Source organism: Streptococcus humanilactis (genome assembly GCF_019448275.1).
Lineage (GTDB): Bacteria > Bacillota > Bacilli > Lactobacillales > Streptococcaceae > Streptococcus > Streptococcus humanilactis.
The window spans coordinates 1-12,535 of record NZ_JAHXBZ010000004.1 but is presented as its reverse complement, the minus strand read 5'-3'; the positions used below and the strand labels follow the sequence as shown (position 1 = coordinate 12,535).

At 40.4% G+C, this 12,535-nt stretch carries 14 protein-coding genes; 12 read left to right on the top strand and 2 right to left on the bottom strand.

Features of this window, described 5'->3' with window-relative positions; translation table 11 throughout:
• Window positions 1–229 precede the first annotated feature (229 nt).
• The 11 genes from rpoE (at window position 230) to KV696_RS06490 (ending at window position 9,572) form a co-directional block, all read left to right on the top strand.
• Entirely contained in the window at window positions 230–817 is a 588-nt protein-coding gene (rpoE, locus tag KV696_RS06540) for a DNA-directed RNA polymerase subunit delta (protein ID WP_031227756.1), read from the top strand.
• 235 nt (window positions 818–1,052) lie between these two features.
• Complete coding sequence (locus KV696_RS06535; protein ID WP_219967177.1) at window positions 1,053–2,660, top strand: CTP synthase; 1,608 nt, start codon at window positions 1,053–1,055, stop codon at window positions 2,658–2,660.
• A gap of 119 nt (window positions 2,661–2,779) precedes the next feature.
• Complete coding sequence (locus tag KV696_RS06530) at window positions 2,780–3,853, top strand: N-acetylmuramoyl-L-alanine amidase family protein (RefSeq protein ID WP_219967176.1); 1,074 nt, start codon at window positions 2,780–2,782, stop codon at window positions 3,851–3,853.
• Window positions 3,854–4,057: 204 nt separating this feature from the next.
• Window positions 4,058–4,357, top strand: coding sequence for a DUF4651 domain-containing protein (locus tag KV696_RS06525; RefSeq protein ID WP_001013974.1), 300 nt, complete (start codon window positions 4,058–4,060; stop codon window positions 4,355–4,357).
• Window positions 4,354–4,671, top strand: coding sequence for a thioredoxin family protein (locus tag KV696_RS06520; RefSeq protein ID WP_000615776.1), 318 nt, complete (start codon window positions 4,354–4,356; stop codon window positions 4,669–4,671). Before KV696_RS06525 ends, KV696_RS06520 begins: the two co-directional genes overlap by 4 nt.
• A 14-nt stretch (window positions 4,672–4,685) precedes the next feature.
• The gene (gene ytpR / locus KV696_RS06515) at window positions 4,686–5,312 is read left to right on the top strand and encodes a YtpR family tRNA-binding protein (RefSeq protein ID WP_219967175.1); all 627 of its coding nucleotides are present in this window, start codon (window positions 4,686–4,688) and stop codon (window positions 5,310–5,312) included.
• 41 nt (window positions 5,313–5,353) lie between these two features.
• Window positions 5,354–6,115 carry an SDR family NAD(P)-dependent oxidoreductase gene (locus KV696_RS06510; RefSeq protein ID WP_219967174.1) on the top strand — a complete coding sequence of 254 codons (762 nt, stop codon included), beginning with the start codon at window positions 5,354–5,356 and terminating at the stop codon, window positions 6,113–6,115.
• Window positions 6,116–6,193: 78 nt separating this feature from the next.
• Window positions 6,194–6,589, top strand: coding sequence for a single-stranded DNA-binding protein (locus KV696_RS06505; RefSeq protein WP_000282465.1), 396 nt, complete (start codon window positions 6,194–6,196; stop codon window positions 6,587–6,589).
• 155 nt (window positions 6,590–6,744) lie between these two features.
• Window positions 6,745–7,029: a co-chaperone GroES gene (groES, locus tag KV696_RS06500; RefSeq protein ID WP_077804733.1), complete on the top strand. Its 285-nt coding sequence runs from the start codon at window positions 6,745–6,747 to the stop codon at window positions 7,027–7,029.
• A 15-nt stretch (window positions 7,030–7,044) separates the two neighbouring features.
• Complete coding sequence (gene groL / locus KV696_RS06495) at window positions 7,045–8,667, top strand: chaperonin GroEL (protein WP_000031580.1); 1,623 nt, start codon at window positions 7,045–7,047, stop codon at window positions 8,665–8,667.
• A 137-nt stretch (window positions 8,668–8,804) separates the two neighbouring features.
• On the top strand, window positions 8,805–9,572 hold the full coding sequence (locus KV696_RS06490) for an epoxyqueuosine reductase QueH (RefSeq protein ID WP_000567567.1): 768 nt from the start codon (window positions 8,805–8,807) through the stop codon (window positions 9,570–9,572).
• Window positions 9,573–9,642: 70 nt separating this feature from the next.
• On the opposite strand, the gene ntdP is transcribed toward KV696_RS06490, so the two are convergent.
• Entirely contained in the window at window positions 9,643–10,176 is a 534-nt protein-coding gene (ntdP, locus tag KV696_RS06485; RefSeq protein ID WP_000775316.1) for a nucleoside tri-diphosphate phosphatase, read from the bottom strand.
• 88 nt (window positions 10,177–10,264) lie between these two features.
• Entirely contained in the window at window positions 10,265–11,041 is a 777-nt protein-coding gene (gene recX / locus KV696_RS06480) for a recombination regulator RecX (RefSeq protein ID WP_203175862.1), read from the bottom strand.
• A gap of 37 nt (window positions 11,042–11,078) precedes the next feature.
• Here recX and rlmD point away from each other — a divergent pair, with 37 nt between their 5' ends.
• Complete coding sequence (gene rlmD, locus KV696_RS06475; RefSeq protein ID WP_153193001.1) at window positions 11,079–12,434, top strand: 23S rRNA (uracil(1939)-C(5))-methyltransferase RlmD; 1,356 nt, start codon at window positions 11,079–11,081, stop codon at window positions 12,432–12,434.
• The last annotated feature ends 101 nt before the right edge of the window (window positions 12,435–12,535 follow it).

Genomic DNA, 12,535 nt, shown 5'->3' with positions numbered 1-12,535 from the left:
TCAAACGTCTCATACTTAATTCCACCATAAAAATCTATTTTAGACTAATTTCCACTTCGGTTAGGCAAGTGGAAGTTACTTTGAGAAGTTAGCAATAAAAAGTCCTATCACTTTCTCCCCCTTAACCTTTGACTATTCTGCAAAATTATCGTAAAATAAAGAGTAAATGATAAAATGAGGTCAGAGTCTGTTTGCTCTGGCGATAGTAGTAAAAATGAGGAGAAACGCTTTGGAATTAGAAGTATTTGCTGGGCAAGAAAAAAGTGAACTATCTATGATTGAGGTAGCGCGTGCTATCTTGGAACTTCGTGGTCGCGACCATGAGATGCATTTTAGTGATCTTGTAAACGAAATTCAAAACTACCTTGGAACATCAAACAGCGATATCCGCGAAGCCTTGCCTTTGTTCTACACAGAGTTGAACTTTGACGGTAGCTTCATCTCACTTGGAGACAACAAATGGGGGCTTCGTTCATGGTATGGTGTAGACGAAATCGACGAAGAAATCATCGCTCTTGAGGAAAATGACGACGATGAAGTAGCACCAAAAGCTAAGAAAAAACGTGTCAATGCCTTCATGGATGGCGATTCAGATGCTATTGACTACAATGCAGATGATCCAGAAGACGAAGATGCATACGAAGCAGATCCAGCTCTTTCATATGATGATGAAAATCCAGATGATGAGAAAAATGAAGTGGAAGCTTACGACGCAGAAATTAACGAAATCGCCCCTGATGACTTGGGTGAAGACGTGGATCTCAACGAAGAAGATGACGAGTTTTCAGACGATGATTCTGAAAACATTGAGGAATAAAAGTTAGCTATTGACAATTATCCTATTTTTAGGTATCATATTGTTCGGGCACCTCTTTTAGAGGTCGGAGCTCCCTAGTTCTTAGGGAGCTATTTTTGTTTTTCAAGAAGTTATCTTCTTGTATTTTAGTTGTGAATCTGGTGCAGTCGTCCCAGATTATTCTTATTAGTAGGGTCTTGTTTTCTATGTCCCCTCGTAGTTAACAAGACCTTGAGCATTTTAGAAAGAGGAATCTATGTCTACGAAATATATTTTTGTAACTGGTGGTGTGGTATCGTCTATTGGGAAAGGGATTGTCGCAGCGAGTCTGGGCCGTCTCTTGAAAAATCGTGGTCTCAAAGTAACCATTCAAAAGTTTGACCCTTATATCAATATCGATCCGGGAACTATGAGTCCTTACCAGCACGGGGAAGTATTTGTGACAGATGACGGAGCTGAGACAGATTTGGACTTGGGTCACTATGAACGTTTCATCGATATCAATCTCAACAAATATTCCAACGTGACAACTGGTAAAATTTACAGTGAAGTGCTTCGTAAGGAACGCCGTGGAGAATACCTTGGGGCAACTGTTCAGGTTATTCCTCATATCACAGATGCTTTGAAAGAAAAAATCAAGCGTGCCGCTCTAACGACCGACTCTGATGTCATTATCACAGAGGTTGGTGGAACAGTAGGAGATATAGAGTCCTTGCCATTCCTAGAAGCCCTTCGTCAGATGAAGGCAGATGTAGGTGCGGATAACGTCATGTACATCCATACAACCCTGCTTCCTTACCTCAAGGCTGCTGGTGAAATGAAGACCAAACCAACTCAACACTCTGTAAAAGAATTGCGTGGATTGGGAATCCAACCAAATATGTTGGTTATTCGTACAGAAGAGCCAGCTGGTCAAGGAATTAAAAACAAACTGGCCCAGTTCTGTGATGTAGCACCAGAAGCCGTTATCGAATCGTTGGATGTCGAACATCTTTACCAAATTCCACTGAACTTGCAGGCACAAGGTATGGACCAAATTGTCTGTGACCATTTGAAACTAGACGCACCTGTAGCGGATATGACAGAGTGGTCAACTATGGTGGACAAGGTCATGAACCTCAAGAAACAAGTTAAAATTTCCCTTGTCGGTAAGTATGTTGAGTTGCAAGATGCCTACATTTCTGTGGTTGAAGCCTTGAAACACTCTGGTTATGCCAACGACGCAGAAGTTAAAATTAATTGGATCAATGCCAATGATGTGACAGCAGAGAATGTAGCAGAACTCTTGTCGGATGCGGACGGAATCATCGTACCAGGTGGTTTCGGTCAACGTGGTACTGAAGGGAAAATACAAGCTATCCGCTATGCGCGTGAAAAGGATGTTCCAATGTTAGGTGTCTGCTTGGGAATGCAGTTGACTTGTATCGAGTTTGCTCGTCACGTTTTGGGTCTTGAAGGTGCCAATTCTGCAGAACTTGCACCAGAAACAAAATACCCTATCATTGATATCATGCGTGATCAGATTGATGTTGAGGATATGGGGGGAACCCTTCGCTTGGGACTTTATCCGTCTAAGTTGAAACGTGGCTCTAAGGCAGCAGCTGCTTATCATAATCAAGAAGTGGTGCAACGCCGTCACCGTCATCGTTATGAGTTTAACAATGCCTTCCGTGAGCAGTTTGAGGAAGCAGGCTTTGTCTTTTCAGGAGTTTCTCCAGATAATCGTTTGGTAGAAATCGTGGAAATTCCAGAAAATAAATTCTTTGTAGCGTGTCAGTATCACCCTGAACTTTCAAGTCGTCCAAATCGTCCAGAAGAACTCTACACTGCCTTTATTACTGCAGCGGTTGAGAACAGCAATTAGCAAAATCAGAACCTTTGAGAAGAATCTCAGAGGTTTTTTACTTGCATATTTAGGATATGAGTTGCAAAATAAAAACATAGTGATATAATTAACATAAAAAATCCTAAGGAGGATCTACGATGAAAAAAATCACATTATTTGGTTTGTCTCTAGCTGGTCTAGCTTTACTGGCTTTTCCACATTCAGGGCAGGCATTTGAGCTTAAAGAAGAATGGGTTGTTAAGTGTGGAGTACAGTATCAAGATGGCAAGATTCTTCGGTTTAACAATGGTCATGAAGTGGATATCAAAGTCTTGGATTTGCCAAAAACCGAGAAAATCGAGTGGACAGTTAGTCTCGATGGTCAAGATCAGACAGTCAATTTTCTAGGTCAAGAAAAGGACAAGTCTATGATGGGTATAGAAGGGCGTTACCTGAATTTCTATGTTCCATATGGCTATAGAGGAGATATCAAGGTCGAGGCTAAGAGCGGAAACGAAGTAAAGACCTGGTCAACGAAAGTTGTGGATGATATTCATAATGATAGTGGAAAGAGAGGCTACTACCGTATTAAAGAATCAAATGATCAATACACCTACCTTGATACAAAATGGGACTATCAAACCAAGACTTACACTGCTACCTTACCAGAGACTGTCAATGGTCAAAAAGTCTTTGCTTGGGCAGACTATGGCAATGGCGAGTTGAAACTTGAAAAACTAAAATCTATCAGTCATAAATATGATGGAGGATCTTTCAAAGAACTTTATCCGATTGTAAAAGCAGAAAGCTGGCTAAAATCAAACCAAAACTGGTACTATCAAAAACAAGGTCAATTAGTGCAGAAGGATTGGGTTTATGACAAGGGAACTTGGTACTTTATGAATGATAAAGGAGTCATGTTCAATCAAACTTGGCTTTATCAAGGTAGCAACTGGTATGCCTTTAAATCATCAGGAGCCATGATTGCTAGTGATTGGCTTTACGACCAAGGCAAGTGGTACTATTTATCAACTTCAGGAGCTATGAAAGCAAGCACTTGGGTTTATGACAAGGGAGACTGGTATTATGTAAGTTCTTCTGGTGCCATGCTAGCGAATGATTGGGTCAAAGATAATGGCAAGTGGTATTATCTAGCTTCATCAGGTAAGATGCTTCGTAATACTTACACACCTGATGGTTACTACGTTGGCAACTCAGGCGCCTGGCAATAAGAATCATACTCTTCGAAAATCTCTTCAAACCACGTCAGCTTCATCCACAACCTCAAAACGCTGTTTTGAGCAACCTGCGGCTAGCTTCCTAGTTTACTCTTTGATTTTCATTGAGTATAAGAAGTCCTTTTCCTTAAAGGAAGAGGCTTTTTACTTGCTTTTCTGCTGCTTCCTCATTTGTCCTAAAGCCTTTTTTGTGTTAAAATGAATGGTATGAAAGCTAAAAAAATGTGGATGGCAGGCTTGGCTTTGCTTGGTATTGGAAGTCTTGCCCTTGCTACGAAAAAAGTTGCAGATGACCGTAAGCTCATGAAGACTCAGGAAGAGTTGACAGAGATTGTGCGAGACCATTTTTCAGATATGGGGGAAATTGCGACTCTCTATGTTCAAGTCTATGAAAGCAGTCTAGAGAGCTTGGTTGGTGGCGTCATTTTTGAGGATGGCCGTCATTATACCTTTGTCTATGAAAATGAAGACCTAGTCTATGAGGAGGAAGTCTTATGATACAACCAGCAAGTTTAGAAGAATTGGCATCTTTAGTAGAAAAAGATGGCAAGAAAGTCTTCCTTTTTGTGGCAGACTGGTGTGGCGATTGTCGTTATATCTATCCTGCCTTGCCAGAAATTGAGGAGACCAATCCTGAGTTCACCTTTATTCGAGTGGACCGAGACCAGTATATAGATTTAGCCAAACTCTGGGATGTTTATGGAATCCCTAGCCTTGTTGTTCTAGAAAAAGACAAGGAAATTGGTCGTTTTGTTAATCGCGATCGTAAAAGCAAGCAACAAATTAATGACTTTTTAGCAGGACTGAAATAGGAGAAAAGGAAACAATGATTTTTACATATAATAAAGAACATGTCGGTGATGTCCTTATGGTCATCGTGAAAAACAGCGGAGATGCCAAACTAGATGTGGAACGCAAAGGCAAGGTAGCTCGTGTTTTCCTCAAAGATAATGGGGAAACAGTGGCGTGGAATATTTTTGAAGTTTCAAGTTTGTTTGAAATTGCAGAGCGCGGTCAAGTCTTTTTATCAGATGAGCAAGTCGCTCGTTTGAACCAAGAATTACAAACGGAAGGTTTTAAAGAAGAAATTATCAATGATAAAGAGCCTAAGTTTGTTGTTGGTGAAATCGTTGAGATGGTAGCCCATCCTGATAGTGACCACCTCAACATCTGCCAAGTTGCAGTCGCAAGTGATAAGACAGTGCAAATCGTTGCAGGAGCACCCAATGCGCGTGTGGGGTTGAAAACCATTGTCGCTCTTCCTGGAGCTATGATGCCAAAAGGCAATCTCATTTTCCCAGGCGAACTTCGTGGTGAAAAGAGTTTTGGCATGATGTGCAGTCCTCGTGAATTGCATCTGCCAAATGCTCCGCAAAAACGTGGTATTATTGAATTATCAGAAGACCAAGTTGTTGGAACTCCATTTGATCCAGCTAAACACTGGACTGCCTAAGAAATTGTCAGTATCTGATAGACCAGATAGAAGGAAATAAGATGGCAAAAAATGTTGTGATTACAGGAGCGACATCAGGTATTGGTGAAGCAATTGCGCGTGCTTATCTGGAGCAGGGTGAAAATGTCGTTCTAACAGGACGACGGATAGACAGACTTGAAGCCTTAAAAATTGAGTTTGCAGGAGCATTCCCAAATCAAACTGTCTGGACTTTTCCGCTAGATGTCACGGATATGAACATGGTAAAGGATGTCTGCTCTGATATTATAGAAACGATAGGTCAGATTGATATTCTGGTCAACAATGCCGGACTGGCTCTAGGTTTAGCACCTTATCAGGACTATGAAGAGTTGGATATGCTGACCATGCTGGATACCAATGTCAAAGGTTTGATGGCAGTCACTCGCTGTTTCTTGCCAGCAATGGTAAAAGCCAATCAAGGACATATCATCAACATGGGGTCAACCGCAGGAATCTATGCCTATGCGGGTGCAGCTGTTTACTCAGCTACCAAGGCAGCAGTTAAGACCTTTTCAGATGGACTGCGAATTGATACCATTGCAACGGATATCAAGGTGACAACCATTCAGCCTGGAATTGTCGAAACAGATTTTTCTACAGTGCGTTTTCACGGTGATAAAGAGCGGGCTGCGTCCGTTTACCAAGGAATCGAAGCCTTGCAAGCTCAGGATATTGCAGACACAGTAGTCTATGTGACCAGTCAACCTCGCCGTGTGCAGATTACAGATATGACCATTATGGCAAATCAACAAGCGACAGGTTTCATGGTTCATAAAAAATAAAAAATTTTTTCTCGAAAAGTTACAAATTTCTGTAACTTTTTTTGATTTCCTACGAATAGATAAGTAGGAGGAAAAAATATGTATAATAAAGTTATCATGATTGGGCGTTTGACGTCTACACCAGAATTGCACAAAACCAACAATGACAAGTCAGTAGCGCGAGCAACTATCGCTGTGAACCGTCGTTACAAAGACCAAAACGGTGAACGTGAAGCTGACTTTGTCAATATGGTTCTATGGGGCAGACTAGCAGAAAGCTTGGCCAGCTACGCAACTAAAGGAAGTCTCATTTCCGTTGATGGGGAATTGCGTACTCGTCGCTTTGAGAAAAATGGTCAAATGAACTATGTGACCGAAGTCCTTGTGACAGGATTCCAACTCTTGGAAAGTCGTGCTCAACGTGCCATGCGAGAAAATAACGCAGGGCAGGATTTGGCAGATTTGGTTTTGGAAGAGGAAGAATTGCCATTTTAAACATTGAAAAGTCTGAGTTGCTCTCAGGCTTTTTATCTTGAGAAAGTCAGACTTTTTTCTTGACTATTTCTGACCAAGTGATACAATAGAACTATAAATTAGCACTCAGATATAAAGAGTGCTAATAATATGTAGTTCATCATGGAGGAAAACAGATGTTGAAACCATTAGGGGACCGTGTGGTCTTAAAAGTAGAAGAAAAAGAACAAACTGTTGGAGGTTTTGTCCTCGCAGGTTCAGCCCAAGAAAAAACTAAAACAGCCAAAGTTGTGGCTACTGGACAAGGTGTTCGTACCTTGAACGGTGACTTGGTTGCTCCAAGTGTTAAGACTGGAGACCGTGTCTTAGTTGAAGCCCACGCAGGTCTTGATGTCAAAGATGGTGATGAGAAGTACATCATCGTTGGCGAAGCTAACATCTTGGCTATCATTGAAGAATAGAAGGAGAAAGTAAGTATGTCAAAAGAAATTAAATTTTCATCTGATGCTCGTTCAGCCATGGTCCGTGGTGTCGATATCCTTGCAGATACTGTTAAAGTAACTTTGGGACCAAAAGGTCGTAATGTTGTGTTGGAAAAATCATTTGGCTCACCTTTGATTACCAATGACGGGGTGACCATTGCTAAAGAAATCGAATTGGAAGACCATTTTGAAAATATGGGTGCCAAATTGGTATCAGAAGTAGCTTCAAAAACCAATGATATTGCAGGTGATGGGACTACAACTGCAACTGTTTTGACCCAAGCAATCGTCCGTGAAGGAATCAAAAACGTCACAGCAGGTGCAAATCCAATCGGCATTCGTCGTGGGATTGAAACAGCAGTTGCCGCAGCAGTTGAAGCCTTGAAAAACAATGCCATCCCTGTTGCTAATAAAGAAGCTATCGCTCAAGTTGCAGCTGTATCTTCTCGTTCTGAAAAAGTCGGTGAATACATTTCTGAAGCCATGGAGAAAGTTGGCAAAGATGGTGTCATCACTATCGAAGAGTCACGCGGTATGGAAACAGAACTTGAAGTTGTGGAAGGAATGCAGTTTGACCGTGGTTACCTTTCACAGTATATGGTGACAGATAGCGAAAAAATGGTAGCTGATCTTGAAAATCCATACATTTTGATTACTGACAAGAAGATTTCAAATATCCAAGAAATCTTGCCACTCCTAGAAAGCATTCTCCAAAGCAATCGTCCACTCTTGATTATTGCGGATGATGTAGATGGTGAAGCTCTTCCAACCCTTGTATTGAACAAGATTCGTGGAACCTTCAATGTGGTAGCAGTCAAGGCACCTGGTTTTGGTGACCGTCGCAAAGCCATGCTTGAAGATATCGCCATCTTAACAGGCGGAACAGTTATCACAGAAGATCTTGGTCTTGAGTTGAAAGATGCGACAATTGAAGCTCTTGGTCAAGCAGCGAGAGTAACTGTGGACAAAGATAGCACTGTTATCGTAGAAGGTGCTGGAAATCCTGAAGCGATTTCTCACCGTGTTGCAGTTATCAAGTCTCAAATCGAAACCACAACTTCTGAATTTGACCGTGAAAAATTGCAAGAACGCTTGGCGAAATTGTCAGGTGGTGTAGCAGTCATCAAGGTCGGAGCTGCAACTGAAACTGAGTTGAAAGAAATGAAACTCCGCATTGAAGATGCCCTCAACGCTACTCGTGCAGCTGTTGAAGAAGGTATCGTTGCAGGTGGTGGAACAGCCCTTGTCAATGTTATTCCAGCCGTGGCTGATTTGGAATTGACAGGAGACGAAGCAACGGGCCGCAATATTGTTCTCCGTGCTTTGGAAGAACCTGTTCGTCAAATCGCCCACAATGCAGGATTTGAAGGCTCTATCGTTATCGATCGTTTGAAAAATGCTGAAGTTGGTACAGGCTTCAACGCAGCAACTGGCGAATGGGTTAACATGATTGATCAAGGGATTATCGACCCAGTTAAAGTGAGTCGTTCAGCTCTACAAAATGCAGCATCTGTAGCCAGCTTGATTTTGACTACGGAAGCAGTCGTAGCCAATAAACCAGAACCAGCAGCTCCGGCTCCAGCAATGGATCCAAGCATGATGGGCGGCATGATGTAAGCTTTCTATAGAAAACAACTTATAAAAAACACAAAAGGAGGGAATGCCTATTCCTCCTTTTTATGATATTCACTTCTAAATTGATTTGAGCTCTCCTAACTTATATGATAAAATAAGACTATAAAAAGGAGAAGAACATGATCGATGTAGAAGAAATTCTGAGCAAGATGAACCCCAATCAGAAGATTAATTATGACCGTGTCATGCAGAAGATGGTACAAGTATGGGAGAAAAATGAGCAACGTCCAACTATTCTCATGCATGTTTGCTGTGCCCCTTGCAGTACCTATACTCTAGAATATTTGACTAAGTATGCAGACGTGACCATTTATTTTGCCAATTCTAATATCCATCCCAAGGCAGAATACCATAAGCGAGCCTATGTTACCAAGAAATTTGTCAGTGATTTTAATGAGCGGACAGGAAATACGGTCCAGTATCTAGAAGCTCCCTACGAACCAAATGAATATCGTAAGTTAGTCAGAGGACTGGAAGAAGAGCCTGAAGGTGGCGACCGTTGTAAGGTTTGCTTTGACTACCGACTGGATAAGACAGCTCAAGTGGCTATGGATTTAGGCTTTGACTACTTCGGTTCGGCTTTAACCATCAGTCCTCATAAGAATTCTCAAACCATCAACAGCATCGGAATCGACGTGCAAAAAATTTATACCACCCACTATCTTCCCAGCGATTTCAAGAAAAATCAAGGCTACAAACGTTCAGTAGAGATGTGTGAGGAGTATGATATCTATCGTCAATGTTATTGTGGATGCGTCTATGCAGCCCAAGCCCAGAATATTGACCTGGTTCAGGTTAAGAAAGATGCTACAGCTTTCTTGCTGGATAAGGATGTTGAAAAAGACTATTCCCACATCAAATTTACTGTTACGAAATTAGATATATAGAAATCACCCCAGCTGTAAAGCTGGGTTTTTAAAATAAAAAAACCGGGGTCTTAACCCCAGTTTGACAACTTTACCGATTCTTTAGTTCTACATAGCGCTTGTACCAAATGTTTACATAGGCTTCTGAGAAAGGACCTCGTCCATTGTTAATCCAATCAACAAGAATTTTAACATGTTCTTTTAAAATGTAGTCCAAGTCATCAGAATAATTCATTTTGCGTTTGTGACGCTCATACTCCTCAACGTCCAAGAGACGTTTTTCCCCATCTGTAAAAATTTTAACATCCAAATCGTAATCAATATACTTCAGTGCTTCTTCATCCAGATAGTAGGGGCTAGCCATATTGCAATAGTAGGAAATTCCATTATCGCGAATCATGGCAATGATATTAAACCAATATTTCTTGTGAAAGTAAACAATAGCCGGTTCTCGAGTGACCCAACGACGACCATCACTTTCGGTAACCAGTGTATGATCGTTGACACCAATAATGGCGTTTTCTGTTGTTTTTAGTACCATGGTGTCCCGCCAAGTTCGGTGGAGACTCCCATCATGCTTATAACTTTGAATTGTAATAAAGTCGCCTTCTTTTGGAAGTTTCATAACTAACCAACTTTCTACAATTTATAAGTTTATCGTTTACTATTGTACCATAAAATTACCTAAAATCTGTGAATTTTACATGAAAATATTAAAGATATTCTCTGAGAGCGCTTGCTATATCCGAAAAATCGTAGCCTTTTCGTGCTAAAACTTGAGTTAAACGTTGTTTAAGTTCGTATCCTTCATATTTTCGGGCATACTTGGCATATTGATTATCAAGTTCCTTGAAGATGAGTTCCTGAGTCGTTTCTTGGTCAACTTGACTATCCAACTGGTCAAAGGCACTTTTAGCATCAGAATAGGAAAACCCCTTGTTGGTCAGATTTTGGATTATCTTATCCTGCAAAGCACGAGCTGGAAGTTTTCCTTCATATTTTTTCAATAGTTTATTAGCTACGCGTTGAGCAACTTCAGAAAAATCAAATTCTTTCAAGTTCTCTTCTATAGTAGATTTTGAAATTCCCTTTTGTGTTAGTTTCTGAGTCAGTACATAAGGCCCCTTGTCTCCTGAAAGTTGATTGGCATTGATGATAGCATAAGCGTACTGACCATCATTAATCCACTTATCTTCTTTAAGATTAGCAATGACTTGAGAAACGATGTTTTCATCAATATCGTATTTTTTTAGATATTCTCTAACCTCTTTTTCAGTGCGTGCTTTAAAGGATAGGTGGTAGAGAGCTAGATTCTTACCGTAAGAAAATTGGGCAAACTCCTGAATCTCTTTCAATTCTTCTTCGCTTATCACCTTATCTCTTGATAACATAAAGCGAACAATAGTATCTTCAGTAATGTAGCATTTGTCGTCATTATCAAGCTCCATCAGATAGAGTCTTTTTTTCTTTTCAAGTTTTGTGATTTTCATAGTTCTATTATAACTCAAAATGTGATAAGATAGGGGTATGAATCTGAAAGTAAAACAAAAAATACCATTAAAAATCAAGCGCATGGGAATTAATGGTGAGGGAATCGGCTTTTATCAAAAAACATTAGTCTTTGTGCCTGGTGCTCTCAAAGGTGAAGATATCTATTGTCAGATTACTTCTATTAAACGTAACTTTGTAGAGGCAAAATTACTGAAGGTCAACAAGAAGTCTAAATTCCGTGTTGTGCCAGCATGTACTATTTACAATGAGTGCGGAGGCTGCCAAATCATGCACCTGCATTATGATAAGCAACTGGAGTTCAAGACGGACTTGCTTCATCAAGCACTGAAAAAATTTGCCCCTGCAGGATATGAAAATTATGAAATACGTCCGACGATTGGTATGCAGGAACCAAAGTACTACCGTGCTAAGTTACAATTTCAGACTCGAAAATTTAAGAATCAGGTCAAGGCGGGCTTATATGTACAAAACTCTCATTATTTAGTAGAGTTGAAAGACTGCCTGGTACAAGACAAGGAAACCCAAGTGATTGCTAATCGTCTAGCGGAATTACTTACTTTTCACCAAATTCCAATCACAGATGAGAGAAAAATTCTAGGTGTTAGAACTATAATGGTTCGACGAGCAAGAAAGACTGGACAGGTTCAGATTATTATTGTTACAAATCGTCAGCTTAATTTAACCCAACTAGTAAAAGACTTAGTTAAAGATTTTCCAGAAGTTGTGACAGTAGCTGTTAATACAAATACAGCTAAAACCAGTGAGATTTATGGTGAAAAGACAGAGATTATCTGGGGACAAGAGAGTATTCAAGAAGGTGTACTCGATTATGAATTTTCACTATCTCCTCGAGCTTTCTATCAACTAAATCCTGAACAAACAGAAGTTCTTTATAACGAGGCGGTAAAAGCCTTGGATGTTAATAAAGAAGACCATTTGATTGACGCTTATTGTGGAGTGGGAACGATTGGATTTGCCTTTGCAAAGAAAGTAAAGACACTTAGAGGAATGGATATTATCCCAGAAGCTATTGAAGATGCCAAGCGAAATGCGAAAAGAATGGGATTTGACAATACTCATTATGAAGCTGGAACGGCAGAAGAGATTATTCCTCGTTGGTACAAGGAAGGCTACCGAGCAGATGCTCTGATTGTGGACCCACCACGTACAGGTCTGGATGATAAGTTATTAGATACTATTCTTACTTATGTGCCAGAAAAAATGGTTTATATTTCTTGTAATGTTTCGACCTTGGCTCGTGATTTGGTACGCTTAGTAGAAGTCTATGATCTTCATTATATCCAGTCGGTCGATATGTTCCCACATACAGCTCGAACTGAAGCTGTTGTAAAATTAATAAAAAAAGTTTAAAAAAGTAGTTGACAAAAAATAAAAAGTCGGTATAATAGTAAGAGTTGAAAATAACAACTCTGGTCCGTTGGTCAAGGGGTTAAGACACCGCCTTTTCACGG

Coding starts and splice junctions, on each gene's coding strand:
- groES (WP_077804733.1), top strand. CDS start 6,745: ATGTTGAAACCATTAGGGGACCGTGTGGTCTTAAAAGTAGAAGAAAAA.
- KV696_RS06535 (WP_219967177.1), top strand. CDS start 1,053: ATGTCTACGAAATATATTTTTGTAACTGGTGGTGTGGTATCGTCTATT.
- rlmD (WP_153193001.1), top strand. CDS start 11,079: ATGAATCTGAAAGTAAAACAAAAAATACCATTAAAAATCAAGCGCATG.
- KV696_RS06525 (WP_001013974.1), top strand. CDS start 4,058: ATGAATGGTATGAAAGCTAAAAAAATGTGGATGGCAGGCTTGGCTTTG.
- KV696_RS06490 (WP_000567567.1), top strand. CDS start 8,805: ATGATCGATGTAGAAGAAATTCTGAGCAAGATGAACCCCAATCAGAAG.
- ntdP (WP_000775316.1), bottom strand. CDS start 10,176: ATGAAACTTCCAAAAGAAGGCGACTTTATTACAATTCAAAGTTATAAG.
- KV696_RS06530 (WP_219967176.1), top strand. CDS start 2,780: ATGAAAAAAATCACATTATTTGGTTTGTCTCTAGCTGGTCTAGCTTTA.
- groL (WP_000031580.1), top strand. CDS start 7,045: ATGTCAAAAGAAATTAAATTTTCATCTGATGCTCGTTCAGCCATGGTC.
- ytpR (WP_219967175.1), top strand. CDS start 4,686: ATGATTTTTACATATAATAAAGAACATGTCGGTGATGTCCTTATGGTC.
- recX (WP_203175862.1), bottom strand. CDS start 11,041: ATGAAAATCACAAAACTTGAAAAGAAAAAAAGACTCTATCTGATGGAG.
- KV696_RS06520 (WP_000615776.1), top strand. CDS start 4,354: ATGATACAACCAGCAAGTTTAGAAGAATTGGCATCTTTAGTAGAAAAA.
- KV696_RS06510 (WP_219967174.1), top strand. CDS start 5,354: ATGGCAAAAAATGTTGTGATTACAGGAGCGACATCAGGTATTGGTGAA.
- KV696_RS06505 (WP_000282465.1), top strand. CDS start 6,194: ATGTATAATAAAGTTATCATGATTGGGCGTTTGACGTCTACACCAGAA.